Source organism: Rhabdochromatium marinum (genome assembly GCF_016583795.1).
Lineage (GTDB): Bacteria > Pseudomonadota > Gammaproteobacteria > Chromatiales > Chromatiaceae > Rhabdochromatium > Rhabdochromatium marinum.
Map to the genome: position 1 here is coordinate 1 of NZ_NRRS01000011.1, position 24,577 is coordinate 24,577.

At 60.5% G+C, this 24,577-nt stretch carries 24 protein-coding genes; 16 read left to right on the top strand and 8 right to left on the bottom strand.

Annotated elements, in window-relative coordinates; translation table 11 throughout:
- Positions 1-292 precede the first annotated feature (292 nt).
- A complete protein-coding gene (gene orn, locus CKO36_RS04935) occupies positions 293-841 on the bottom strand; it encodes an oligoribonuclease (RefSeq protein WP_200281346.1) in 549 nt (182 codons plus the stop codon).
- Between the two features lie 134 nt (positions 842-975).
- On the opposite strand from orn, the gene rsgA reads away from it, so the two are divergent.
- Positions 976-2,001 carry a ribosome small subunit-dependent GTPase A gene (gene rsgA / locus CKO36_RS04940; RefSeq protein WP_200281348.1) on the top strand — a complete coding sequence of 342 codons (1,026 nt, stop codon included), beginning with the start codon at positions 976-978 and terminating at the stop codon, positions 1,999-2,001.
- Between the two features lie 18 nt (positions 2,002-2,019).
- Here rsgA and folK read toward each other — a convergent pair whose 3' ends face one another.
- Together folK and folB are read right to left on the bottom strand one after the other, a co-directional pair.
- Entirely contained in the window at positions 2,020-2,520 is a 501-nt protein-coding gene (gene folK, locus CKO36_RS04945) for a 2-amino-4-hydroxy-6-hydroxymethyldihydropteridine diphosphokinase (RefSeq protein WP_200281351.1), read from the bottom strand.
- A gap of 10 nt (positions 2,521-2,530) precedes the next feature.
- Positions 2,531-2,899, bottom strand: coding sequence for a dihydroneopterin aldolase (gene folB / locus CKO36_RS04950; protein ID WP_200281353.1), 369 nt, complete (start codon positions 2,897-2,899; stop codon positions 2,531-2,533).
- Between the two features lie 143 nt (positions 2,900-3,042).
- Here folB and plsY point away from each other — a divergent pair, with 143 nt between their 5' ends.
- The 8 genes from plsY to CKO36_RS20085 all read left to right on the top strand — a co-directional run bounded on the left by plsY (position 3,043) and on the right by CKO36_RS20085 (position 12,682).
- The gene (gene plsY, locus CKO36_RS04955) at positions 3,043-3,660 is read left to right on the top strand and encodes a glycerol-3-phosphate 1-O-acyltransferase PlsY (protein ID WP_200281356.1); all 618 of its coding nucleotides are present in this window, start codon (positions 3,043-3,045) and stop codon (positions 3,658-3,660) included.
- Positions 3,661-3,714: 54 nt separating this feature from the next.
- Positions 3,715-3,933: a DUF1656 domain-containing protein gene (locus tag CKO36_RS04960; RefSeq protein ID WP_200281359.1), complete on the top strand. Its 219-nt coding sequence runs from the start codon at positions 3,715-3,717 to the stop codon at positions 3,931-3,933.
- Positions 3,934-3,938: 5 nt separating this feature from the next.
- Entirely contained in the window at positions 3,939-4,910 is a 972-nt protein-coding gene (locus CKO36_RS04965) for an HlyD family secretion protein (RefSeq protein WP_200281362.1), read from the top strand.
- Positions 4,907-7,141, top strand: coding sequence for an FUSC family protein (locus CKO36_RS04970; RefSeq protein WP_200281365.1), 2,235 nt, complete (start codon positions 4,907-4,909; stop codon positions 7,139-7,141). The genes CKO36_RS04965 and CKO36_RS04970 overlap by 4 nt, the downstream gene beginning before the upstream one ends.
- 2 nt (positions 7,142-7,143) lie before the next feature.
- A complete protein-coding gene (glpK, locus tag CKO36_RS04975) occupies positions 7,144-8,673 on the top strand; it encodes a glycerol kinase GlpK (protein ID WP_200281368.1) in 1,530 nt (509 codons plus the stop codon).
- Between the two features lie 81 nt (positions 8,674-8,754).
- On the top strand, positions 8,755-10,725 hold the full coding sequence (locus CKO36_RS04980; RefSeq protein ID WP_200281371.1) for a methyl-accepting chemotaxis protein: 1,971 nt from the start codon (positions 8,755-8,757) through the stop codon (positions 10,723-10,725).
- A gap of 12 nt (positions 10,726-10,737) precedes the next feature.
- Entirely contained in the window at positions 10,738-11,256 is a 519-nt protein-coding gene (locus tag CKO36_RS04985; protein WP_242469398.1) for a PAS domain-containing protein, read from the top strand.
- A complete protein-coding gene (locus tag CKO36_RS20085; protein ID WP_200281374.1) occupies positions 11,231-12,682 on the top strand; it encodes a methyl-accepting chemotaxis protein in 1,452 nt (483 codons plus the stop codon). The genes CKO36_RS04985 and CKO36_RS20085 overlap by 26 nt, the downstream gene beginning before the upstream one ends.
- Positions 12,683-12,700: 18 nt before the next feature.
- Here CKO36_RS20085 and CKO36_RS20235 read toward each other — a convergent pair whose 3' ends face one another.
- Both CKO36_RS20235 and CKO36_RS05000 read right to left on the bottom strand, forming a co-directional pair.
- Positions 12,701-15,019 carry a CARDB domain-containing protein gene (locus tag CKO36_RS20235; protein ID WP_200281377.1) on the bottom strand — a complete coding sequence of 773 codons (2,319 nt, stop codon included), beginning with the start codon at positions 15,017-15,019 and terminating at the stop codon, positions 12,701-12,703.
- Positions 15,020-15,040: 21 nt separating this feature from the next.
- On the bottom strand, positions 15,041-16,273 hold the full coding sequence (locus CKO36_RS05000; protein WP_338053422.1) for a class I SAM-dependent methyltransferase: 1,233 nt from the start codon (positions 16,271-16,273) through the stop codon (positions 15,041-15,043).
- Positions 16,274-16,368: 95 nt separating this feature from the next.
- Between CKO36_RS05000 and CKO36_RS05005 the strand changes: the two genes are divergently transcribed.
- From CKO36_RS05005 to CKO36_RS05015, 3 genes are all read left to right on the top strand, one after another.
- Positions 16,369-17,148, top strand: a complete 780-nt coding sequence (locus CKO36_RS05005) for a pteridine reductase (protein ID WP_200281400.1) — start codon at positions 16,369-16,371, stop codon at positions 17,146-17,148.
- 94 nt (positions 17,149-17,242) lie between these two features.
- Positions 17,243-17,725, top strand: a complete 483-nt coding sequence (locus CKO36_RS05010; protein WP_200281403.1) for a DUF2452 domain-containing protein — start codon at positions 17,243-17,245, stop codon at positions 17,723-17,725.
- A 17-nt stretch (positions 17,726-17,742) separates the two neighbouring features.
- A complete protein-coding gene (locus CKO36_RS05015; RefSeq protein ID WP_242469399.1) occupies positions 17,743-18,384 on the top strand; it encodes a GNAT family N-acetyltransferase in 642 nt (213 codons plus the stop codon).
- 432 nt (positions 18,385-18,816) lie between these two features.
- On the opposite strand, the gene CKO36_RS05020 is transcribed toward CKO36_RS05015, so the two are convergent.
- Both CKO36_RS05020 and CKO36_RS05025 read right to left on the bottom strand, forming a co-directional pair.
- Entirely contained in the window at positions 18,817-19,404 is a 588-nt protein-coding gene (locus tag CKO36_RS05020) for a class I SAM-dependent methyltransferase (protein ID WP_200281406.1), read from the bottom strand.
- 19 nt (positions 19,405-19,423) lie between these two features.
- Entirely contained in the window at positions 19,424-20,014 is a 591-nt protein-coding gene (locus tag CKO36_RS05025; protein WP_200281409.1) for a class I SAM-dependent methyltransferase, read from the bottom strand.
- A 198-nt stretch (positions 20,015-20,212) separates the two neighbouring features.
- Here CKO36_RS05025 and phoB point away from each other — a divergent pair, with 198 nt between their 5' ends.
- A complete protein-coding gene (gene phoB / locus CKO36_RS05030; RefSeq protein ID WP_200281412.1) occupies positions 20,213-20,896 on the top strand; it encodes a phosphate regulon transcriptional regulator PhoB in 684 nt (227 codons plus the stop codon).
- Positions 20,893-22,323, top strand: a complete 1,431-nt coding sequence (gene phoR, locus CKO36_RS05035) for a phosphate regulon sensor histidine kinase PhoR (protein WP_338053423.1) — start codon at positions 20,893-20,895, stop codon at positions 22,321-22,323. The genes phoB and phoR overlap by 4 nt, the downstream gene beginning before the upstream one ends.
- 29 nt (positions 22,324-22,352) lie before the next feature.
- On the opposite strand, the gene CKO36_RS05040 is transcribed toward phoR, so the two are convergent.
- Positions 22,353-22,592 (bottom strand): hypothetical protein, encoded by a 240-nt coding sequence (locus CKO36_RS05040; RefSeq protein WP_200281415.1) that lies wholly within the window; start codon positions 22,590-22,592, stop codon positions 22,353-22,355.
- Positions 22,593-22,780: 188 nt separating this feature from the next.
- Here CKO36_RS05040 and CKO36_RS05045 point away from each other — a divergent pair, with 188 nt between their 5' ends.
- Positions 22,781-24,244: a protein adenylyltransferase SelO gene (locus tag CKO36_RS05045; protein ID WP_200281418.1), complete on the top strand. Its 1,464-nt coding sequence runs from the start codon at positions 22,781-22,783 to the stop codon at positions 24,242-24,244.
- Between the two features lie 113 nt (positions 24,245-24,357).
- Positions 24,358-24,564, top strand: coding sequence for a Trm112 family protein (locus CKO36_RS05050; RefSeq protein WP_200281616.1), 207 nt, complete (start codon positions 24,358-24,360; stop codon positions 24,562-24,564).
- Positions 24,565-24,577 lie beyond the last annotated feature (13 nt).

Consider the following 24,577-nt stretch of genomic DNA (forward strand, 5'->3'; position numbering starts at 1 on the left):
GGCTCACTTCGATGGTGATCTCTTCGCCCGAACGCCGAACAACCGTGGCCATGATCGCTCCTCGCCTCATCATTTACAGAGGCTTAGAGCATACTCCTCGAAATAACATCTTGTCGAGGCCGCACCCTCCTGATCTTCCAGAGTCCGGGACTGAGGAAGCATCCCGGAGTGGGTCTTGACGACCTGTTGCAAACGCAGCGGATTTTCACCGCTTTCCCTGGTCAACCCAGCTCTTTCAAGCTCCGGCCTTCAGGCCGGGGTAGTTGACGCGCTTAGGCGACCGCTTGGTTTGCTATTGCTCACGCAGAAATTCGGCTCGATAGTATTTGAGTTCCGCGATGGACTCCCGAATATCGGCCAGCGCCTCGTGACGATTTTGCTTCTTGAAAGCTTCCGTCAGCGCCGGTGCCCAGCGCTGAGCAAGAATTTTCAGCGTGCTGACATCCAGATTGCGATAATGAAAAAAATGCTCCAGTCGCGGCATGAAGCGCGCGAGAAAGCGCCGATCCTGGCAAATGCTGTTGCCGCACAGCGGCGATTTACCGGCCTGGCAGTAGCGCTGCACAAAACTCAGCAGCTGCCGCTCGGCACTGGCTTCATCCTGATCGCTGAAGCGCACCCGTTCGATCAAGCCGGATTCACCATGATGCTGGCGATTCCATTCATCCATGCCCGCTAGCACTTCTTCCGATTGATGCACTGCAATGCACGGCCCTTCAGCCACCACTTCCAACTGACTATCGGTAATAATAACCGCCATCTCCAGGATGCGGTCGGTGAAAGGATCCAGCCCGGTCATTTCCAGATCCATCCAGATCAGGTTATCTTCACTGCCCGCCATGCTATGTCACGTCCATTTTCGTTCAGAACAACACCGATGAAACGCCTAAAATCCACGCGCCCACACTCCAAACTTCGCGAGCATCCTACCCCGATCAGAGGCCTATTCAAACCCTAATCGCTTCGCTGACCAAGATGCCACGGCGGCGCCTGTCCGAGCAGCAACTGAAACGCATCCAAGCGATTCAGGACCGCCGCCGTCGCCAGCGCGAAACGCGCGCCGAGCAACAACTCGCCGAAGCCGGCGCGGCGGAGGATGGCGCAGCGCAACAGGGACGAGTGGCGGTGCGCCATGGCGCCAATTTAGCCGTGGAGGGCGCCGACGGACAAATCATTCATTGCGTCAGTCGGCGTCATATTGGTGATCCGGTCTGTGGTGACCGCGTCATCTGGCAGCCCACCGGCGCCGGCACCGGAGTGGTGATCGCCCTTGAACCGCGCCACAGTCTGCTCAGCCGCCCGGATGGCGGTGGCCGCTCCAAACCGCTGGCCGCGAACCTGACTCAGATCGCCGTGGTATTTGCGCCGGAACCCGCCCCCGCCGGTGATCTGCTCGATCAGTATCTGATTGCCGCCGAACACATCGGCGTTCAGGCCTTGCTGCTGTGCAACAAATCCGATTTGCTTGATGAACATCAGCACACGCAAGGCTTCTTTGCAAGCTTGGCGGCCTATGAGCGTATCGGCTATCCGCTGCTCTATCTGAGCATGCACCAGCGCTTCGGGATGGCGTCCCTGCTGGAGTGTCTGCATCATCAGACCAGTCTGTTGGTGGGGCAATCCGGCGTGGGCAAATCCTCCATCACCCAAGCCTTGCTACCCGATCAGGCAGTGCAAATCGGCCAGTTATCGCGCGCCACCGGACTGGGGCGCCATACCACCTCGACGGCCAGTTGCTATCGGCTGCCCGGCGGCGGACATCTGATCGATTCTCCGGGGGTACGCAGCTTTCGCCTGCCGCCGCTCAGTCGTGCTGAGTTGGAACAGGGCTTTCGGGAATTTCGCCCGCATCTTGGTCATTGCCGCTTTGCCGATTGCAGCCATGATGCCGAGCCGGACTGCGCGATTCGCGCCGCCGTGGCGGCCGGTCAGATTACCCCTGAGCGGCTTGACATCTTTCACCGTCTCGGCAAGCGTCTGACGCGCAGCACCGCTTCCTGAGGACCGGGGACGCGCAGTTCAATCCAGCGCAACCGACACCAGCACCGGCGCCGGTTGGCCCCGGGCATCAAGATCGAAAGCCTGCCACAGAGTGGCATAGCTCAGCCCGAGTTGCGGATGACATTCCTCGGGGGCCACAGCTGCCAGGGGCGCCAGCACAAAGGCATAGTCGAGAATATCCTCGCGGGGCACCTGATATCCTTCAATCGGCCCGATCATCTGACCATAGGTCAGCAGATCCAGGTCGAGCGTGCGCGGAGCAAATTTGTCCTCGCTGCGTTCGCGGCCCTGAGCGTCTTCAATTGCATTCAGGATTGCATTCAGGGCACTGACCGTCAGCTGGGTCTGAATGCCCACTACCAGATTAAAAAACGGCGGCCCGGTGGTTCCAATGGCCTGGGTTTCGTAGATGGGTGACAGCCGCAGCGTGCCAAAACGCTGGCGCAACTCACGCAAGCCACCAGCAATCGAGGCTTCTCGGCGCAAATTGCTGCCAACGCTGATCCAGCAAGACACCATGATGGCTGTGCTAAGAATCCCGGCCGGGCTGACAGCCCCGCTCGATGATCACTCCAACGCCCTCGGCATCAGTCACCGCACCAAGTTTGTTCAGGCGCAGACGCACCCAGGGCACTGCGAATTCCTCACGAATCAGGGTCGCGCACGCTTCGGCCAGGGTCTCAACCAGCTCATAGCGCGCCTCGCCCACGAACTGCTTGAGCCGCTTGGCGACTGCTTTATAGTTCAGTGCCTGTTGAATCTGATCCGTGGCGGCCGCTGCGGCCACATCAGCGGCCATTTCGATATCCAGAATCACCGGCTGGCGGATTGTTTTCTCCCAGTCGTAGATACCGATGGTGGTCTCGATTCGCAGGCCGGTTAGAAAAACTATGTCCATTCTTTCGCTGTCAATCGGCAGTGGAAATCCTCAACAGGATAGGCCATCGCCTGCGTCCTGACCAGCGCTGTTCGGGCCGCCGCCAGCGGTGACTCGATTGGGACACTTGACCGGGACGCAGGCAAACAGTCAAATGGCCACCTATGAACATCATTACTGTTACTCTACCGTTTGTGCTCAGCGTTGCGGCCTATCTGCTCGGCTCCGTCTCCAGTGCCATTATCGTCTGCCGGCTCATGGGCTTGCCAGACCCGCGCACCCAGGGGTCCGGCAACCCTGGCGCCACCAATGTGCTGCGTATCGCCGGTGACCAGGGCAAGCTGGCGGCCGGGATTACCCTGCTGGGCGACAGCCTCAAGGGTCTGCTGCCAATGCTCGCTGCCCATCTGCTCGACGCCGGCCCTGAAACCCTGGCTGCCGTCGGACTGGCCGCTTTTCTCGGGCATCTGTACCCGGTGTTCTTTAGTTTTCGCGGTGGCAAGGGGGTGGCGACCGCCTTGGGCGTGCAATTTGGCCTCTACTGGCCGATTGGCCTGGGCGTGGCCGCTATCTGGCTGTTTGTCGCCAAGGTGCTGAAAATTTCCTCCCTTTCAGCGCTGATTTCCATGGCACTGGCACCGGTGCTGGTATGGCTGCTATACCCGCAGCCCGAACTCATCGGCATGCAGCTGGTGATTACCGGCATCCTGTTCTGGCGCCACCGCAGCAACATCCGCAAACTGATCGCCGGGAAGGAAGACAGCATTGGCGGGAACGCTTGACCGTGCAAGTGCGCCAGCAAGACACTGAGCAGCATCGCCAGTAAAGCACCACGCATGCCCCCCTTCCCCGCTGAACTCAGCCTGAATGGCCTGTTCATCCCTCCCTGGCTGCCGGCGCTGGGAAGTGGCTGGTTGCTGGCCTGGCTGCTGGGCCAGCTGGCCAATGCCTGGGGCTTGAGTCGCTGGATCTGGCATCCACCGCTGTTTTTTCTCGCCCTGGTCATCGCCTGTTCGGTGTTGATGGGCGCTACCTTCTTCCCCTGCTTTGGTTGATCAGCATGCCCCAAGATCACGCCTCGGCTTCTGCCGCCACATCCCCACCCCGCGCTCCGCACCGCCGCTCCTGGTCGAGCATTCCCGATCCACTGCGGGTGCTGATCACCCTGAGCATGGTGGTCATTGCCTGTGTGGCGCTGTTGTGGGCCTGGCGGTCGCAGCAGGCCCATCCCTGGACGCGCGATGGCCAGGTGTTGGCACAGGTGATCGGCGTGGCGCCCCAGGTGTCCGGACCGGTGGTGCGCCTGCATGTGCAGGACAATCAGCCGATTCAGGCCGGTGACTTGCTGTTTGAACTTGATCCCCGCTTGTACCAGCAGGCTGTCGCACAGGCCCAGGCTGATCTGACCCAGGCCCAGGCCGAGGCCCAGAGCGCCCAGGCCGATGCCGCGCGGGCCACCCGGCTGCACCAAAGCGGTGATCTGGCCGATGAGGCCTATGATTTGAAAATCGCCGCCAGCACCTCGGCCGCTGCGGTCGTGCAAGCGGCGGCGGCGCGCCTGGATGCTGCCCAGCTCAAATTACAGCTGACCCGCGTCAGCGCACCGGTGTCGGGCTATGTGACCAATCTGACTCTGGATGTCGGGCACTATGCGCAGGTGGGTGTGGCGCAGCTGGCGCTGATCGATCAGGATTCGTTTTGGGTCACCGGCTATTTTAAGGAAACCGATCTGCCCGCAATCCGCGTCGGCGCACCGGCCGCCGTCACTCTGATGGCCCACCCGCAGCAGCCGCTGCGCGGTGAGGTGGCGAGCATCGCCCATGGCATCGCGCGGCGCAATCTGGGCACCAACCCCAGCGGGCTGGCCGAGGTTTCCCCCACCTTTGAATGGATCCGCCTCGCTCAGCGCATTCCGGTGCACATCCGCCTGCACGAACCCCCTCCGGAGATTCCGCTGCGCATCGGCACCACCGCCAGCGTAGCCATCCTACCCAGCCCTGAGGCCGCTCCCCAAACCACGGCCACACCATGACGGTTGCCGACTGGCTGCGCTGGCGCCCAACCGCTGCGGTCAATGCGGCCAAGACGGCGGCAGGCATTCTGCTCGCCTGGGTGTTAGTGCTGTGGTTCCAATGGCCGGATGCCTTTCTGGCGCCTATGACGGTGCTGTTTTTGCAAACCCCCTATCTGGGTGCCTCGCTGCGCAAGGGGTTGATGCGGGTGTTTGGCACCCTGGCCGGTGCCCTGCTGGTGCTCCTGCTGCTGGCCGGGTTGATTCAGGAGCGCTGGGCGCTGCTCGGTGCGCTTTCGCTGGTCATTGGGCTGTCGGTGTATCAGATTCGCGCCAGCCGTTATGGCTATGCCTGGTTCATGCTGGCAATCACCGCCACCATCATCGCTGCCGATGCCTTTGGTACACCAGAGCTGGCATTTCAGCTCGTGGTTTATCGCACCTCAGAGGCGGTACTTGGCATTCTGATTGTGCTGGTGATCAATGGGCTGTTCTGGCCGCGCACCGCCGGTGGAGTGTATCGCCAGCGTTGGGCTGAGTCCCTGGAGCAGCCGGTAGAGTATCTGCGTGCGCTGGCTGGAGCGCTGCGCAGCTCAGATGCTGGTGCCATTCCAAGCGCACCACCGCAGTTGTTTGGCGCCTCGGTTCGACTGCGCGAGATCCTCACTGCCGCCGCGCTCGACAGCAGCGGCTTTCGCCGCTTGCGCCGCACCTATGAGGCACAGATTCGCCAGCTCAGTGCCGTCACGGGCGCCCTGCTGGCCCTGGTCGAAACCCTGCGCCTGGCCACCGAGGGCGAGAACCCCATTCTGCACCACAGCCACCGCGCCCCCCTGGCGCAAACCCTGGACGATCTAGCCGAGGCGCTTGCGGCCTGTCGTGCGCCGGCCGCCCAAGAGCAATCGCCCCAAGCGCGGATGGAGCGACCTGAACCGCTGGCAATTGATGTCCCGGCACTGTCCCCCCGTGTCGGGCCGGCGGTGCATCGCGACAGCGCATTTTTGCAGGCCATCACCCATCAGTGCCGCATGCTAACGACTGCCATCACCCGCTTGCGCCAAGCCACTGCGGCCATTGCAGCTGAACGCCCGCTGCCCGCCGCCGCGCTGCCGACCGAGGTGGCCCTACCGCTGTCGGTGCGCCTGCAAGCAAATCTGCCCCATGCCATTGTGGCCATGTTGGCCTTTTGGCTCAGCCTGTTGATCTGGTTTCAATGGCAGTGGCCACCCAGCGGTTTTATGGGTGCGTTGATGGCGGTGGTCATTGTTGGTATCGACACTCTGAATGATCGCCCGGCCGAGCAACCAGGCCGGCGGGTGTTCCTTGGCGCCCTGGCCGGAGCCCTACTCACCGCGCCCCTTTATCTGCTGGTGCTGCCACGCCTGGATGGCTGGGTTGAGCTGCTGCTGGTGCTGCTGCCGTTTTACTACCTTGGGCTCTATTTTTTCCACGCCCATGACAAGCCGCACAATTTGGTGTTTCTTGGCCTGTTGTTGATGGCCATCTTAATGCCGCGGCTTGCACCCGAGCAAAGCTACAGCCTCATTGACTATCTCAACAGCGCGCTCAGCATCCTCAGCGGTTACGCGCTTGGTCTGCTGACACTGGGCATCGGGCTTGGCCAACGCCCCCATGCACTGCTCAGACGCCATCTGCAAGCCTTGCTGACCAGCATCGCTCACGCCCAACAGGCATTGGCCGAACGCCGCGCGCCCGATTTTATCGCGCAGATGCAGCGCGCAGAGCAGCACCAACGCGAGCTGTTGCAGCGCCTGAGCCAGGTCGCGCCCCTGGCATTCGACCCCTGTGTACCACACAACGATCAAGCGCGCATTGATGCCCTGGTGGCCGCCGCGCAGAGCCTGAGCATTCGCGCCCGTGCGCTACAGCGGGCGCGCGCGGGCTTTCGTCACCAGCCCAACGTAGCACTGCCCGCATCACGTCAGGGACCGGGGATGTGGCACCGACCCCAGCTCGGGCGCCGCTATCGACGGGTGTTCGCCGTGCTGCTACTGCAACTGCGCGTACGCCTCGATCACCCCCAACAGCCGATTGGACTGGCCGCACTCGACCGCCTGCGCGCCTGGGTGCGACCGGAGCTGACACACCTGAATACCGCAGCCCCCACTGTCGATCCGCTGTATCCACTCATCATCGCCGGTTACTACCTTGGTGTGGCGCGCGCACTGCGGGAATTCACCGCAGCGGTTGAGGCCATCGACTGGGCAGCCTGGCGCCAGCCGCGTTTTTGATTATGACGACCTCCAAAGACGGTTATATCCTCGCCATTGATCAAGGCACCACCAGCACGACGGTGCTGATTTTCGATCACGCCGGGCAGGTGCGCGGACGCGCCAGTGCCGAGTTCACCCAGCACTATCCGGAACCAGGTCAGGTTGAGCACGATGCTGAGGAAATCATCAGCGTTACTCTGGGAGTGATTGCTGAGGCCCTGCGCGCGGGACGCATCAACGCTGACAGTCTGCACGGCATCGGCATCACCAATCAGCGCGAAACCGTGGTGATCTGGGAGCGCGCCAGCGGCACCCCCATCGGGCGCGCCATTGTCTGGCAGGATCGGCGCACCGCCGCGCACTGCGAGGCACTCAAGGCTCAGGGGCTGGAGGCGATGATTCGCGCCAAAACCGGCTTGGTGATTGATCCCTACTTCTCCGCTACCAAGCTCGCCTGGTTGCTGGAACATCGCCCTGGCCTGCGCCGGCGTGCCGAGCGTGGTGAGATCTGCTTTGGCACCATCGACGCCTGGCTGATCTTCCGGCTCACCAATGGCCGGGTGCATGTCACTGATGTCACCAATGCCTCGCGCACCCTGTTGTACAACATCCATCAGCTCGACTGGGATCAGGAGCTGCTGGAGCTGTTCAAGATCCCGCGCGCTATGCTGCCCGAGGTGCGCCCCTCCTCGGCCATTCATGGCAAGACCGATCCGCAGTTTTTCTTTGGCACCCGGCCCATCCCGCTGGCTGGCATCGCCGGGGATCAGCAGGCAGCCTTGTTTGGTCAAGCTTGCCATCGTCCCGGCATGGCGAAAAACACCTATGGCACCGGCTCCTTCGTGCTGATGAATACCGGCACCGAGGCCGTGGCCAGCAGCGCCCGGCTGCTGACCACCATCGCCTGGGGCATCGGTACTGAGCCGGTGGAATACGCCTTGGAGGGCGCTATTTTCGTGACTGGCTCGGCGGTGCAATGGCTGCGTGATGGGCTGGGCATTATCGAACAGGCCGCCGAGACCAGCACCCTCGCCGCTAGCGTGCCGGACAATCAGGGGGTCTATTTCGTGCCGGCACTGACCGGGCTGGGCGCGCCGCATTGGGATCCCTATGCACGCGGTCTGCTGATTGGCTTGACCCGTGGCACCAGCCGAGCGCACATCGCCCGCGCGGCCCTGGAGAGCATGGCCTACCAAACCCTGGATGTGATCGAAGCCATGCAAGAGGACTCCGGCATCGCGCTCAGTGCCCTGCGCGCCGATGGTGGTGCGGCGGTTAATCGGCTGATGATGCAATTTCAGACCGATCTGCTCGGGGTGCCGGTGGAGGTGCCAAGCATTGTCGAAACCACTGCTCTGGGCGCGGCCTATCTGGCCGGACTGGCGGTGGGGTTTTGGGATTCGCGCGCGGAACTGGCGGAGAAATGGGCACTGGATGTGCGTTATCGCCCGGCCATGGAGGAGGAACAACGCCAGCATCTGGTCGGGCGCTGGCGGCGGGCGCTGGAGCTAGCACGGGGTTGGGCGCTGGAAGAACCCCGGAGTGGTTAATGCCGAACAGAGCCGCCGGCAATAGCAGGTGAGAGCGAGTAGAATCACCTGATCTCACCCTGCGAATAAAGAGTGAACCCGATGAATGCCCTACTGAAAAACCTCTCCATTGGCGCCAAGGTCTGGCTGACGCCCACCGTCCTGGTGCTGCTGTTAATCTTTGCCGGGGGCTTTGCACTTCAGGCCAACCAATCGGTGAAAGACAAGGTTTATGCCATCACCGGGCATCTGATGGCCGACTCTAATACCGCCTCCGGGATGCTCAGGGATCTCTTACAGCAACGTCTGGCCTTGCGGGCGTATCTGCACTCCCGTGATCCCGGTGATGCCGAGACCTTCAAGCAGCTCACCGCGACCAGTCAGACCTCATTGAACAAGGCCCGGAAAGCCATTACCGACCCAGAGCATGCCCGGCTGGTCAAGGAGATCAACGACCTGGAGCAGGAGTATCTCAGCACCTTCGAAACCGCGATTATGCCGAACATGTTGCGGCGCAACGCCCTGGTTGAAGAACGGCTCGATGTCGATGGCCCCAAGCTTGCCGATGTCATTGCCGAGATCAGGGAAAGCGCGCAACGCGATGGCAATTCTATGGCAAGCTACCAGATGAGCATGGTCCAGGAACATCTGCTGCTGTTACGTCTGTATGCCAACAAGTATCTGTTGACGAATGACAACGCGTCACTGGAGCGAACCCGGCAGGAGTTTGTAGCGGTGATCGGGGCACTCAGTAAGGCAATCGATACCCTGGAGGATCCGACTCGGCTTAAGCTGGCCGGCCAGGCGCAAGACTTACTCGCCCTCTACGAGGATGGCTTCGAGGGCGTCGTGGTCGCCATTGAAGCGCGCAACGCCGGGATCCGCACCATGGATACTATCGGCCCCATGATCGCCGACAAGGCGGAGTCGCTGCGCGAGCGGGTGGTCGATGCTCAGGACGAGCAAACCCAGCAAATCGATGACAAGTTTCATCAGACCGCACAGCTGATGCTGATAGTGACCGCTGTTGCCGTGGTGGTGGGAATCGCGCTTGGCTGGGCGGTTACTCAAGCTATTGCCGGGCCGCTGAGACGCATGAATCAATTGCTCGGAGAAATTGCTGATGGGGACGGAGACCTCACCGCGCGCCTTCCGATCGATGGTCGCGATGAACTCATGCAGCTGGCCGGCAGCTTCAACCGCTTTGTCGAGAGGCTGCAAGGGATTATCGGCTCTGTCCAGGGCTCGGCAGGTCAACTGGCGACGGCAGCCGGGGAGCTGAGCATGGTGAGCAGCGAGAACCGCCAGATCATCCAGCAGCAGGTGGCCGAGACCGATCAGGTGGCAACCGCCATTGAGGAAATGTCCGCCACCCTGCAAGAGGTTGCGCGCAACGTCCATGAGACCGCACAGGCGAGCGACCAGGCTCGTAACGAGGCGATCCAGGGCCGTGAGGTCGAAGCGCAGGCACTGAACGCCATTCGCGCGCTGGATACCGATATTCAGCAGAGCGCCGATGTCATTGCCGATGTCGGCCGTGCCAGCGAAACCGTGGATACCGTGGTTGAGGTGATCAACAGTCTTGCCGAGCAGACTAACCTTCTGGCGCTGAATGCCGCCATTGAGGCTGCCCGGGCCGGCGAGCAGGGACGTGGCTTTGCAGTCGTTGCCGACGAGGTGCGGACCCTGGCCGGGCGCACCCGCGCCTCCACCGAGGAGATTCGCCAAACGGTCGAACAACTGCGTCGCAGCACGCAGCAAGCGGTCGAGCGCATTAGCCATAGCCGCACCCAAACCGAGCACGTCGTTGAGCAGGCACATAAAGTGGATAAAGCTCTGGAGGACATTGTGCGGCGGGTGAGCAAGATCGATGAGATGACCAACCAAATTGCCACTGCCACCGAGGAACAAACCGCCGTGGCTGACGAGATCGCACGCAATGTCGGCAATCTCAAGGAACAAACGGCGCGTGTCGCCACCGCCACCGAGCAGGCAAACGGCTCAACAACGGAACTGGCGCAGCTGGCCAGCCATCTGCAAAGCGATGTCAGCACCTTTAAAGTGACGCGCTAGCTAGCCAAGAGCATGAAACAGCCAATCACCCCGACGTCGGTCGAAAAAGTAATGCGCGATACCGATTTCATCGTCTCCAAGACCGACCCCAGGGGGCGCATTACCTACGGCAATCGCATTTTCATTGAATTTTCCGGCTACAGCGAAGCCGAACTCATCGGCACTCAGCATAATATCATTCGCCACCCGGATATGCCCCGAGCCATGTTTAAGCTGCTGTGGGACACCATTCAGTCCAAACGTGAATGCAACGCCTATGTCAAAAACATGGCCAAGGATGGCAGCTTTTACTGGGTGTTTGCCAATATCACTCCAGACCTTGATGCCGATGGCCGCATCATGGGTTATTTCTCGGTGCGGCGTAAACCCAAGGCGACAGCCGTCGCCACTGTGACTGACCTGTATCGTACCATGCTCGCAACGGAGCGCCGCGTTGGCCCGCAACAAGCCATTGCCGCCTCGACGGACATTCTTGCCAACCTGCTGGCCGAAAAAGGTATGAGCTATGACGAACTGGTCCTTGCAATCTAAGTTCAATGCGCTGCTGTGGACACTGACCGGACTCATTCTGACCACCGTTGCGCAGGCCTGGATGCTCCACACCTGGAGTCCCTGGATGTCCTGGCCGCTGGTGCCGGCCCTGGCGCTAGCTGTCTGGGGCCAGGCGGCGGTGCAACGCTGGCTGGCGCCCATCGCCAAGCTTGACATCCTCACCGATGAGATCCAGCAGGGCCGCTTTAGCGCCCGTATTCTCAACATTGGCCAGGTCAATGAGTTGGGTCGCCTGTGCTGGAAGATGAACGATATGCTGGATCAACTGGAGACCTATTTTCGCGATCAAGCCACGACCTTTCGTCTGCATCTTGACGGGCATTTTTACCGTAAGGCCTTTACCGCTGGCCTGCATGGCCGCTTCCAAGCCGGACTGGTCAACCACAATCACTTGCTTGATGGCATCGCCGAGGTGCAACTTGAGAAAATGCACAATCGGTTGATGACCGAGGTACAGCAAATTAACAGCAACCACCTGCTCACCAATCTGGCCTCAAATCAGCAAGACCTGATCAACAACAATAGCGAAATACAAGTCGTCCTCTCGCTGGCCACCACCACGGCGGTGGAAGCCCGGGAAAGTCAGCAGATGGTCAGTCAGGTTGTCCAGCATCTCAACACCATCATCCAGCGCATCGAGCAGGTGGCTGAAGCCGTGAATCAGCTCAACGCGCGGCGCCAGGACATTACCGAGTCCGTGCAGCTGATTACCACCATTGCCAATCAGACCAACCTGCTGGCACTCAATGCCGCCATTGAGGCCGCCCGCGCGGGTGAAGCCGGATGCGGCTTCGCCGTGGTGGCCGACGAGGTGCGCACGCTGGCGGAAAACTCCAAGAACGCTTCCGAATCCATTGGCCAGAACATGAGTTCTTTCCAGCGCGAAACCGAACACATGCTCGAGGCCTCCCAGGCCATGAGTGAGATTGCAGATCAGTCGCGTCACAGCATCGGCACCATGGAAGAGCGTTTCGCGCGTTTCGCCGTCTCCGCCCAAGAAACCCAATCACGAGCTGAGCGTGTTCAGGACAATAGTTTCGGCAGTTTGGTCAAGGTCGATCATGTCATCTACAAGCAATATGCCTACATGGCCATTCATACCCATGGTCAGGATGCCACCTACACCGATCCCATCAAGGTTGGTCATCACAATTGCCGTCTCGGCCAGTGGTACGACCAGGAAGGACGCGAGCAATTTAGCTCCACGCACAGTTTCGCAGCGCTGGAGTCACCCCATATCCAGGTTCACGACAGCGTGCATCGCATGCTGACCTACCTCGACCAGGACTGGCGGCACAATATCGAGATCCAAAACGCCATTGCCGAAACCATGCGCGAGGTCGAGCAAGCCAGCACCCAAGTAGTGCAGTGCATCGACCGCATGGTCGAGGAAAAACATCGCTGAACCCGTGCGCGACAGCGATCAAAGATTGCCGTCGGCCTGGATAGTGCCAAACATGCTACCGCTGACCGGAGCGGCTCCAGGGGCGGGGATACTGGCTCCAAACAGCCGGGCTGTCGCCTGATAGCCGCGCGTTTCGACACCAGCAAATTCAAATTCAAAAAGCGCCGGAGTGCCGAGTATCCTGACGGGACAGCCGTTGATGCTAAATTCCGCCCCATCACTGGCAAAAACAGCGGCACTGATGGTTAATCCGGCCGGCCACACGAGGGTGCTGGCCTGATGATCGATAAGCCAGATTCCCCCGCAATTGGCCTCAATATTGGCGAACTCATAGCGGTCCAGACCGCCGTAATCGAGATAGCGGTCGGTAACCTGCGGACGGCTGGCCATTTCGATGGTTTCGCTGCTCGCGTCCAGATAATGCGTCACCAACTCGGGATCCTGGTCAGTCATGATCACAATGGGATTGGCGGCAGCGCGCGCATTGTTGCTTGCATCGCTTTCGGCGACAGCTGCATCTTTGTCTGCATAAGCGCCAAAGTAATAGGTGCCGGGGGCGATATCTGCAGGCAGGATGATGCTACCAGCGCAGGGCCAAGTGTCACCCGGGTCCAGTGCTGCAACCGCACAATCCCATTCTGTGTCGATGTCTGACAAGGTAATAACGGCATCTGTCGAGAGATAGTAACCCAACGTCGAGGGGCCGGCGGCAGCATCGCCTTGATTCTTCACTGTGCTGCGAACGTCGATCTGGCCGCCAACGACGCCGGTGCTGGGGCTAGTGACCGAGGTGACAATCAAGTCAGGCCCTTGGCTGATGTCCGGGTCGAGCCATGATTTAATACGGTCGAAGTAGCTGGCGAAGGCACCATCAACGGTAGCATTGCTCTCACTGTCGCAGACATTATTGAGATTGTCACCGCAAGCGCCGAACAGCTGACCAACAACTTGTGCATCAACATTCAGCACTGGTGAGCCACTGCTGCCCCCTTCCGTCGAGCCGATTTCATCATGGCTGTAGATAAAAGACCCTCGCCTCAGACCGCTGCAAACGAAAGGAGCCCGGTTCCACACCCGGTGCGTCGAATAGGCCTGTGGCGAACCCTCTGGGTGGCTGATACGATAAAGTGGGAGGTTTTCGATATCGTAGACGGGACTGGGTGTCCACCCAAGGTACCAGATGTCGCCACCAGGGGTTTCGTTCAGCCTGAGAAAGCTGTGATCGTCTGTTAAGGAGGTATCCAGCAATTCAGCACCAATTGTGTCTGGCAAGCCAGTGCGGGGACAGCCCCCACCACAGGCGCTAGTCTGATAGTGGAAATAGGTCTCAACCGTGCGAGCCGTGTCAGCATCAGCAATACAGTGGTTGGCGGTTAGAAAATAGGGAATCTCACTGGTGTCGTCGGTATCATTAACCAGTCCGCCAGTACACATATAACTGCCGCCACCATGGATAAAATTGATGTGGGCAATAGCATTGCGGACATGATCGATCTCTGCCCAATCAGAGGTGCTATAACAGGAAGCATCTTGAATACAGTATGCGTTTTTATTGCACAGAGTGCGCGGTTGCGTCAGCGCCAGAGCGCCAACGCGAAAGCCCGGGCGTGGCTGGACAAGTGCTCGAGCGCTTTTCTCTGCATGTCGTGGCGCGGTGACTGAAGGATAGGACGGGACCAACGCTGGCGCCTGGGTGAGCTGAACAAAAACCGCGCCGCTTGCAATCGGCAGGCTGTGACTCCACAGGGTGCTGTGATCGCCTTGGTAGGGACCGCGCACATCACCGGCGTCGTTATAAAGGTAGAGTGCAATGTCGGGCGGCAGGTGCAGATCGTCAAAGCGCAGACGCACCGCAGCAGCGCCTGACACTTCTATGCGACCAACCCAGGTAATGCCCTGTGTGGCAGCGACACGGGCGATTCCTCCCTGAGCATGCTGGATGTCGCGGCGGACAAGGGCGCGTCGCAGCTGCGCCAGGTCAAGCGCAAAGGCGATTGGTTTCACCGTTCCGGTTTGCAACGGACCGCGCGCACCGTCGCGCTGATTGTGCTGGGAAATGGCTTCACGATCAGCGTCTGTTAATTCGACCCGCGCCAGGGATGCGCTGGGCAGGGTATCGAATTCGCCAATCAAGGCATCGTAGCGCCGCGCATCCGCTTGCTGTTGCCTGAGCTGGCGGCGCGCTCGCGCATCAGATGACGCCCCCCCACCCCCGGGAGCGCCCAGTATGCCGTCCGGCACAGGAGCGGCCAGGCTACTGCTGGCCACTAGGCTGATCCAGCCTGCCAGACTGATCAGCCGCAGGCTGGTGCGCGTGAAGCCATTGAAATCAATCACTCGTCGATTCCTCCAGGTGAATTATGCATCAGAAGCACCGGGCACCCCGAGTCGCGCCCGCAGATCGCGCACACCAAAACCGCGCCACGGATGGTCATCCAGTCCGCGTGACAGGCCCATGACCTGAAAGCGCTCACCCATAGCGTTGGGTAGCAGCAGTTGCCGTGCGCCGGCGCTAATGCTCAGCGACTGCTGTGTGTTCTGGCTGTCGGCCAGTGCCTCCATCATCAGTTGATCAAAGCCGCAGCCAATTAGAAAATTCGCCTGGGTTGTGTAGCCAGCCAGGGAGAAACCAGCCGCAAGGGCTGCGTCCGCCAGGGCGGAAAAATCGACATGGGCGCTGATGTCCTGCTGCCCCAGGTGGGCAAAGATATTCGCCTCGGCCTGGTGTCGATAGTGACCGATCAGAGTGCCCGTGTGGCGCTGCGGATGATAGTACTCGCTGCGCGGATAACCATAGTCGATGATCAACACCAGCCCGCGCTCCATGGCCGCAGCCAGCGCCTGCACCCAGGGCGGCAGCCGCAGATTGATCTCGGAGCAATAGCCAGGGGTCAGCACCAACCCCTGCGCTTGCAACGCCAACACCGCCTCGCGCAGACCCGTGGAGCGTACCGGCCCGGTTTGCTCCACCAGAGATTCTCCGGTGCCGTCCTCGCTGACAAACACCTCCAGCGGCGCACCCTGCGGGTCGATGCAAAACCGCTGCACCGGCATGGCATCCAGCACCTCGTTGGCCAGAACCACCCCGCTGAAATCGCTCGGCCAGGCACTCAGCCAGCGCACCCGCTGCCAGGACTCCGGAACCTGCGCCTGAAGGCGTTCCCGCTGCCGGGCTTGCAGGTCGGGGCTCGGCTCCACAATGAAATACTGTCCTGGTAAAGCTTGGTGGCGCTCAAGAAAGCTCAGGATCGCAGCGGCCAGTGCGCCACTGCCAGCCCCGAATTCGAGCAGGTCACCACCGCCCAGCACCGCCAGCACTTCGCGGCACTGCTCAGCTAGACATTGACCAAAGAGCGGGGAGATTTCCGGCGCCGTGACAAAGTCGCCTGCGGGACCAAGCTTGGGTAGACCAGCGACATAGTAGCCCAGCCCCGGGGCATAGAGCGCCAGCTCCATGAACTGGTCAAAACTCAAGGCACCGTCGGCGGCGCGAATCTGCTGCTGGATCTGCCTCAACAGCCTCTGTTGCAGCAGATCCTGCTGCTGGTCTGGAGCTGCTTGTGGCGCTGCTTGTGGCGCTGAATCCGGCACTAATGCTGACTCTGATTGCGAACCTGACGCTTGATCAACCGCTGGCATTGTTTCATGCTGTCCTGTGTTAAATTCTCGCAAGCGAGTGCCTGTTAATGAGTGAAGATCACAACCATTCCCAAACGCCCAGCGGCGCAAGCCTCGCCGGTCAAGTGGCGCTGATCACTGGGGCAGCGGCGCGCATCGGCGCCGAAATCGCCCGCACGCTGCATCAAGAAGGCTGCGATCTTATTCTGCATTATCGGCACTCGGCCCAAGCCGCCGCCGCGTTACAAGCCGAGCTTGAGCACGCACGTGCGGATTCCATCCAGCTCTTGCAGTGTGATCTGAATGCCGCCGACGGCATCGCCCTGCTCGAGCAGGCCGCACACAGTTTTCGCCAGCGGCTGGATATTCTGGTCAATAACGCCTCCAGTTTCTACCCTCAGCCGTTGGCGCAGGTGACGCCAGCGGACTGGGATGATTTGCTCGGCAGCAATCTGCGGGCCCCGTTTTTTCTGACCCAGGCCCTTGCGCCCCTGCTCAGTGCCGGGCGCGGATCGGTGGTCAATCTGGTCGATATCCATGCCGAGCGCCCGCTGAAAAATTACCCGGTGTATTCCATCGCCAAAGCCGGCAATGCCATGATGGTCAAGGCTCTGGCCCGCGAACTCGGACCAGCGGTGCGCGTCAATGGTATCGCCCCCGGGGCCATTCTGTGGCCCGAACAAGGCATGGATGAAACCACCAAAGCCAACATCCTGGAGCGCACTGCACTCGAACGCCCCGGCGGCCCGCAAGACATCGCCCGCACCCTGCTATTTCTGGTGCGGGATGCCCCCTATATCACCGGGCAGATTCTGGCCGTTGACGGTGGGCGCACTCTGCAACAATAAAATCCATCCTTCAAGTCTCCGGCTTGCGAGTACTCCGGCTTGCAAGCATGGCGGCTTGCGAGCATAGCGGCCTTGACGGATCATAGTAACGGTTATGACAGTTCACAGCACCTCATCACAGCAGACCCCTGCATCAGCCCTCGACACCACAAACCCACTCGATCCGCAACCGGGCCACAGCTCCAGCTATCCGGTCAGCCGCCTGGCTCCGGCCTTTCATGCCCCCGATTTGCGCGATCAACTCGGTCGGGTCGAAGCCATGCTGAGCGCACGCACCAGCGCCAAGCTGGGGCTGATTGCCGATCAAATCCGCCAGTTACAGGACAGCGCCCGCACCATTTTGCAGGAAGCCGAACAGGAACAGGCACTGCACCAGGCCGAATGCGCCTTTGAACGCAAGCCGGGTCGTACCTATCATCTGTACCGTAAGGCCGATGGTCGGCGCTTCTGGTCTATGCTGTCACTCGCCGATTGGCGTGGTCAGCCGCCGCATGACTTTGCCGGCAGTTATCGACTCGAAGCCGATTATTCCTGGTCCCCGGTCGAAGACGCCAGCACACACGCCAACTCCAGCTAACCGAACAATCCATGCTCATGATGGCTCAAGAAGATCCTCACATCTCATCGATCACCATCGCCCCCATTACCGGCCCCGAGTTGCTCGCGAAATTGCCCGCTGTCGCGGCCTTGCGGATCGAAGTGTTTCGGGAATATCCCTACTTGTACGACGGTGACCTTGAATACGAAACCCGCTATCTGCGCACCTATGCCGAACATCTCGACAGCGTGATCGTGCTGGCCATGGATGGTGATCAGGTCATCGGCGCCTCTACCGCCGTCCCCATGCGGCATGCCGGAGCTGACATCTGCGACCCCTTCCGCGCCTATGGCATCGACCCGGAGCGGGTGTTTTATCTTGGGGAATCCATCATACTGCCGCCCTATCGCGGACGCGGCATTGGCGCGCGCTTCTTCGAGGAACGCGAGCGCCATGCCGAACGTCTGGGTGGATTCGACTATCATGCGTTCTGCGCCGTGGAGCGCCCGCGCGATGATCCGCGCATTCCAATCAACTATCGCTACCTGCACAATTTTTGGAACCGCTGCGGCTATCATCGCGTCCCCGGGCTCTATACCAGCTTCAGCTGGCGCGAAATCGGCGAAATCCAGGAATCTCCCAAGCCGATGGTCTTCTGGCTCAAACCCATGACGGATGAGGCACGCGCTACCCTATGACTCTGCTGCTGATCGTCTTGCTCGTCCTGGCCCTGCTGCTTGCCTATGGGATTCTGATTTACAACAATCTGGTCAGACTCAAGCACACGGATCGCGCGTCGCTTTGGTTTTAAGGCGCGCAATCTGCTTGAGTTTCGCGCCGCGCGCCAAGATCCGGATCTTAATGCCCTGTTCGGCTGATACAGCCGCCATGCACGCCTTTCACGACTGGGTATTACGGCTTGAACCCGCCCCCCGCCGCTGCAATCCCTGACCTCCTTTCTGGGGCTGGAGCGCCATTACCGCCTGACCGAAGAGCGTATTCATGCCGACGAGCCGGTTTATCTGCTAGGCCACTTCGAGACCCCACGGCATGGCCACAAGGAACGCCAGCAGCTCGCTCGCGCCTTGCTGCGCCAGTGGAAGCGCAACCCCAAGCACAAGCACTCTGAGTTAACTGCTGGCTTGCAGCATGGCGACGCTGAAGTCGCCATGCAAATAGCCCTCGCGGAAGGACACTGCGGCGCCGAGCTGCTCGGCCCATTCGCGGATCTCATCCGGGTGCCGGCAGTTAAAGACCGCTGAATCATCCACTCCACGCAGCAAATTGAAGATAAAACCGCAGCGACTGGCCGCAAAACAGCGCTCAATGAAACAATAGGTTTCGTATTTTGTGAGGGTATTCATGGCCCCACTACAGAGGTAATAGTCCGCACTGGGCAAGGGATCGGTCAGTGCGTCGAGCTGGTGGATCTCTGCACCGGTGCGCTCGCGCGCCACCCGGACCATGTTCTCCAGCGCATCCAAGCCGATGTAACGTCCCGGCCGTGCTCCATCCTTGGCCAGGTAGCCGTACAGATCACCAAAACCACAGCCGGCATCGACCAGCGTCAGCGCGCTAAGATCCGTGGGCAGCAAGGCCCGCAGCACATCAAAGCGGCGCTCCTGGGTGTAGCGGGAATTCCAGTGCACCCCTTCGGCCGTGGCGCCATGCTGATCAATGGCCGCCTGGTAAAATTCATGTGTATCAACACGTGGCATAATGAGCGTTACCTAAAACTCAGTCGCGATAGGCAAGGGCCACCGTATAGTGCGGGCCTTGCTTAAGCTTGGCATAGTTGCCGAAAATTTCTTGCAGATAGCGTTTGATGAACTGCCGCAACCCGTTAATGGTCACCACATACAGGGCTCCACCCGGGTTCAGGCGCGCACGCGCATCATAGAGCCAGAGCGCGAGCAGTTCCTTGCCAACTTTCGCCGGGATGTTGCTCGCAATCAAATCAAAGCGCCGCTGAGGATCGATCTGATCAAAGCCATTGCTGAGCAAAGCCTCGGCCTGACTCAACCCATTGCTGGCGATGTTTTGGCGCGCAAATTCCACTGCAACAAAATCCTTGTCGACCAGCAGCACTCGGCCCTGGGGAGCCAGGCGAGCCAGGGTGAGACCAATGGGGCCATAACCGCAGCCGAGGTCGAGACACTCCGCATCGGGTGCCACGTCCATACGCTCCAGCAGCAGGCGGGTTCCGGCATCGATTTCGCGCGGTGAGAAGAGCCCCCAGGTCGATTGCAGCCGTAGCCGCTGCCCGGCCAACTCGGCCTCAAAGGTGATGGGACGGCGCAACGCGGCCAGCTGGGCTTGATCGAACATAGCGGTTCCAAAATGCAATCACGGCGGTGGGGTTTAAGGTCGCTTACGGGACAGTTGAACGCAGCTATTGTAGCCGCTACCAGGCGCTGGCCAACAGCGGCCTGGCTGTCATGATTCCTTAACCAAATGGCTCTACACTCGTCTATCCCGCCCTGATTGATTCCTGACCGCCCTCTGATTGACTCTTAAGGTGTTTCGATGCCGACCGTCTTGATCGTTGATGACGAACCCGACATTCGCGAACTGATTCGCTTCACCCTCGAAGAAACCGGATTTCGGGTGCTCGAAGCCGCACACGCCGACGCCGCGCGCAAACAGCTGGCCACCGAACCTCCGCATCTGCTGCTGCTCGACTGGATGCTGCCCGGCCGCTCGGGTCTGGAACTGGCCGCGCAGCTCAAACAGAACCCGCGCACTCGCACGCTTCCCATCATCATGATCAGCGCCCGTGGCGAGGAAGAGGATCGCGTCAAGGGGCTGGATACCGGAGCCGATGATTATATTTCCAAACCCTTTTCACCGCGCGAGATGGTGGCGCGCATCAAAGCCGTGCTGCGCCGCAGCCACAGCGAGCAACAGCAGGACCTGATTGAAATCGGCGGGCTGTGCATTGACCACCTCGGACACCGGGTCAGCGCTGCCGGTCAGCCGCTCAACATCGCACCGACCGAGTATAAACTGCTGCATTTTTTCATGACTCACGCCAATCGCGCCTTCAGCCGCGCGCAATTGCTTGATCATGTCTGGGGCGATCATGTCTATGTTGAAGAGCGCACGGTGGATGTGCATATTCGCCGGTTGCGCAAAGCCCTGGAGCAAACTGGACATCAGCATCTGCTCCAGACCGTGCGCGGCGTCGGCTACCGCTTCTCCGAGCAATGAGCGACCTCAAACACGACCACTCCTCGGCGCCCGCCGCATCCGAGGCACCGTCGCTGTCACTGCGACAGCAGCTGTCGCGCCCCACCCGCAGCCCAATGCGCGACGCCCTGGTTGAAGGTGCGTTTCTGCTGATTCTGCTGGGGGCCGCCGCTGCGCTGCGGCTCACGGGTTTGCACTGGAGCAACAGCCTGCTGTTGGTGCTGCTGCCCTATCTGGGACGCCATCTGCTGTTGCTGATCCGCCTGGTGCGCCTGATACGCCGACAGCATCGCCTAGCCCCGCCCTTTCCGCTCGGACTCTGGGGCGAAGTCTATCGCGCCATCGCCCGCTATCAGCAGCGCGGACGCAAGGGGCGCAAACGGCAAACGCGTGTCACCCGCCGCTTCCGCGAGGCTGCCAATTCCGTGCCTGATGCCCTGATTGTGCTGGACAAAGGCCAGCGCATCGAATGGGCCAACCCGGCGGCCGTCGCGCTGATGAATGTGCAGTTTCCGCGCGACGACGGCAAATCGCTCGCCGAATGTTGTACGCATCCGGCGCTGGATGACTGCATCACCAACGGTGATCACAGCCGCCCGGTCGAGATGACCCCGGCACACAATCAATCTCTGATGCTCTCAGTGCGGGTGACACCCTTTGGGGAGCGCAAAAAGCAGCGCCTGGTGGTCGGACGCGACATCACCAAGGTCTATCATCTGAATTTGATCCGCCGCGACTTTGTCGCCAATGCCTCACACGAACTGCGCACACCGCTGACGGTTATTACCGGCTTTCTCGAACGTCTCAGCGAATCGCCGCAGACCCCGACCAGCCACCAGCGCCCGCTTACACTCATGCGCGATCAGGGGGAGCGCATGCGCTGCATTATTGAGGATCTCCTGACGCTGTCGCGCCTGGAAATGGATTCTGGCACCACGCAGATTGCCGCCGTCGATGTGCCCGGACTGATCGACACCATCGTTGCTGAGGCCAGTATCCTGTGCAATCACAGCCATCCCTTGACTCTGGATGTCGATCGAGATTTGCACCTGCTCGGCAATCAGAACGAACTCTACAGTGCCTTTTCCAATCTGGTTTTCAATGCCATTAAACACACAGCCGCCGGGACTCCGATACGGATTCGCTGGGCCGAACAGAGCAACAGCCCCTGTTTCTCGGTGCAGGATCAGGGACAAGGCATTGCCGCAGAGCATTTGCCACGCTTAAGCGAACGCTTCTATCGGGTCGATACGGCCCGCTCGCGCGAGTCCGGCGGCACCGGCCTTGGACTGGCGATCGTCAAGCATGTGCTGAACCGGCACGATGGCTATCTCAGCCTGGCCAGCGAACTGGGTCGCGGCAGCACGTTCCGCTGTATTTTTCCGCACAGCAGCCGCCTGCGACCGGCGTTGGAACCTGAGACGGCGCTTGCTCAGAGTGAGACCTGAGACGCTCGGCGGAGTGTCATCGCACCATGTCAGGCCATCACGTCGAGCAAGGTTCCAATCATCCCGTCAGCTGCCCCCAGCACCCGCACAGATGCCTCGGTCGTTTGCTCACTGACCTTCATACCGACCAAGGGCGTCGCTAAATCAGCGTTCGAGTTCGCGGTGCCATGAGCGGTGGTCTGTCTAGCAATATCGCTTGCAGCGGCGGCCAGGCCCTGATAGCCGCGCTGAATGCCCATTAAACCTGCGTTCACTAGGTTCGCTTGCATGCTGTTTTACCTTTCCGATTCGGTGTTTAGTCAAGAATCGCGCAGTCCTCACTGTCTGTTCAGCTTAGACGATCCTCAAGCAGCGGTGGCGGTTTCTTTTGCTCTTGACTCCCCCCACTTTGTAGCACGAGGCGATCAACCCAAGCCGCCCAACGAACAACCGTGAATTTCAGTCAAGGCCGTTCATCATGCGCTTTCAGTTTGACAACAGTTATGCCCGCCTGCCCAAGCCGTTCTATGCCCGAGTCGAACCACAACCGGTTAATCAGCCGCACGGCTTGCAGTTCAACGTCGATCTGGCACGACGCCTGGGACTGGATCCCGAGCAGCTTGCGACGCCGGAAGCCGTTGAGCTATGGAGCGGCAATCGGCTTCCTGACGGCGCTGAGCCACTGGCCATGGCCTATGCCGGGCACCAGTTCGGCGCTTTTGTGCCGCAACTCGGGGATGGCCGGGCCATTCTGCTTGGTGAGATCATCGCCCCCGACGGGACGCGCTTTGACATTCAACTGAAAGGCTCCGGACGCACCCCCTTCTCGCGCTCCGGTGACGGGCGCGCTTGCCTGGGGCCAGTGCTGCGCGAGTATCTGCTCGGCGAGGCCATGCACGCGCTTGGCATCCCCACTACCCGGGGACTGGCGGCGGTGGCGACCGGTGAGCCGGTATATCGCGAAAGCCCCCTGCCCGGTGCGGTGTTAACCCGGGTGGCGCGCAGTCATGTGCGGGTAGGAACCTTTGAGTATTTTCGCGCGCGCCAGGACCTGGCCTCACTGCAACGCCTGGCAGACTATGTCATTGAGCGCCATGACCCAGCACTGGCCCACAGCGACCACCCCTACAGCGACCTGCTGGTCAGGGTCGCCGAGCGCCAGGCGGAACTGATCGCCGCCTGGCTGAGTGTCGGCTTTATTCATGGTGTGATGAACACAGACAATATGTCCATTGCCGGTGAGACCATTGACTATGGCCCATGCGCCTTCATGGATAGCTATGATCCAACAACGGTGTTCAGCTCTATTGATTATCGCGGGCGCTACGCCTATGGCAATCAGGCGCGTATCGCCCACTGGAATCTCTCCAGTCTGGCCATGTCGCTGCGCCCTCTGATGGAACAAAGCTCGGATCAGGCGGCGGCGCAGATCACCGCCGCGCTTGATCGCTATCAGCAGGCTTTCGATCAGGGCTGGTTGCAGCGCTTCGGGCGCAAGCTGGGCTTAAGCCAGGCACGGGAAGAGGATCGCGCCCTGATCAACGACTTCCTGGACATGCTCTATCAGCAACACGCCGACTTTACCAACAGCTTCCGCGCACTCGGCCATGCCCCTGAGGATCAGGGCGCGGCGCTCACCCGGGAAGTCCCGGCACCGGAATGCGCCCCCTGGCTGGAGCGCTGGCAGGCGCGACTCGCCGAGGAGGCACTCCCGAAGACTGAGCTGATGCAGCGGATGCACCAGGTCAATCCGGCCGTGATTCCGCGCAATCACCGCGTCGAACAGGCGTTGGATGCCGCTGTTGACGATGGCGATCTGGAGCCCTTCAAGCAATTGCTTGCGATCCTGCAAGCGCCCTGGGAGGAGCACGAGGCCAACGCGGCCTGGCGTGCGCCGCCGCGCCCGCATGAGCAGGTACAGTATACCTTTTGCGGCACCTGACACCTGAACCCCCAGGCGGCCAAGTCCGTTGGCATTAAACCTCTGCCGTTGGTCGCAACATCTTGCTATGATTCCGGCCTTATTCTGCGTTGACCGGAGTCATTAGTCTTATGATCGATAAACGTCTGCTGGAAATTCTCGTCTGCCCCCTCACCAAAGGGCCGCTGATTTTTGACCAGGACAGAGCCGAACTGATTTCCATTTCCGGGCGTCTCGCGTACCCGATTCGCGATAACATTCCGGTCATGCTCGAAGAGGAAGCACGCGCACTGAGCGAAGATGAAGCTGAGGCCCTGCGCCAACAGCATCAGCCCGCTTAAACAGCGACGGCGC

Excerpts from the sequence above, each read along its gene's own strand:
- orn (WP_200281346.1), bottom strand. The coding sequence starts at position 841 with ATGGCGGGCAGTGAAGATAACCTGATCTGGATGGATCTGGAAATGACC.
- rsgA (WP_200281348.1), top strand. The coding sequence starts at position 976 with ATGCCACGGCGGCGCCTGTCCGAGCAGCAACTGAAACGCATCCAAGCG.
- folK (WP_200281351.1), bottom strand. The coding sequence starts at position 2,520 with ATGGTGTCTTGCTGGATCAGCGTTGGCAGCAATTTGCGCCGAGAAGCC.
- folB (WP_200281353.1), bottom strand. The coding sequence starts at position 2,899 with ATGGACATAGTTTTTCTAACCGGCCTGCGAATCGAGACCACCATCGGT.
- plsY (WP_200281356.1), top strand. The coding sequence starts at position 3,043 with ATGAACATCATTACTGTTACTCTACCGTTTGTGCTCAGCGTTGCGGCC.
- CKO36_RS04960 (WP_200281359.1), top strand. The coding sequence starts at position 3,715 with ATGCCCCCCTTCCCCGCTGAACTCAGCCTGAATGGCCTGTTCATCCCT.
- CKO36_RS04965 (WP_200281362.1), top strand. The coding sequence starts at position 3,939 with ATGCCCCAAGATCACGCCTCGGCTTCTGCCGCCACATCCCCACCCCGC.
- CKO36_RS04970 (WP_200281365.1), top strand. The coding sequence starts at position 4,907 with ATGACGGTTGCCGACTGGCTGCGCTGGCGCCCAACCGCTGCGGTCAAT.
- glpK (WP_200281368.1), top strand. The coding sequence starts at position 7,144 with ATGACGACCTCCAAAGACGGTTATATCCTCGCCATTGATCAAGGCACC.
- CKO36_RS04980 (WP_200281371.1), top strand. The coding sequence starts at position 8,755 with ATGAATGCCCTACTGAAAAACCTCTCCATTGGCGCCAAGGTCTGGCTG.
- CKO36_RS04985 (WP_242469398.1), top strand. The coding sequence starts at position 10,738 with ATGAAACAGCCAATCACCCCGACGTCGGTCGAAAAAGTAATGCGCGAT.
- CKO36_RS20085 (WP_200281374.1), top strand. The coding sequence starts at position 11,231 with ATGACGAACTGGTCCTTGCAATCTAAGTTCAATGCGCTGCTGTGGACA.
- CKO36_RS05005 (WP_200281400.1), top strand. The coding sequence starts at position 16,369 with ATGAGTGAAGATCACAACCATTCCCAAACGCCCAGCGGCGCAAGCCTC.
- CKO36_RS05010 (WP_200281403.1), top strand. The coding sequence starts at position 17,243 with ATGACAGTTCACAGCACCTCATCACAGCAGACCCCTGCATCAGCCCTC.
- CKO36_RS05015 (WP_242469399.1), top strand. The coding sequence starts at position 17,743 with ATGATGGCTCAAGAAGATCCTCACATCTCATCGATCACCATCGCCCCC.
- CKO36_RS05020 (WP_200281406.1), bottom strand. The coding sequence starts at position 19,404 with ATGCCACGTGTTGATACACATGAATTTTACCAGGCGGCCATTGATCAG.
- CKO36_RS05025 (WP_200281409.1), bottom strand. The coding sequence starts at position 20,014 with ATGTTCGATCAAGCCCAGCTGGCCGCGTTGCGCCGTCCCATCACCTTT.
- phoB (WP_200281412.1), top strand. The coding sequence starts at position 20,213 with ATGCCGACCGTCTTGATCGTTGATGACGAACCCGACATTCGCGAACTG.
- phoR (WP_338053423.1), top strand. The coding sequence starts at position 20,893 with ATGAGCGACCTCAAACACGACCACTCCTCGGCGCCCGCCGCATCCGAG.
- CKO36_RS05040 (WP_200281415.1), bottom strand. The coding sequence starts at position 22,592 with ATGCAAGCGAACCTAGTGAACGCAGGTTTAATGGGCATTCAGCGCGGC.
- CKO36_RS05045 (WP_200281418.1), top strand. The coding sequence starts at position 22,781 with ATGCGCTTTCAGTTTGACAACAGTTATGCCCGCCTGCCCAAGCCGTTC.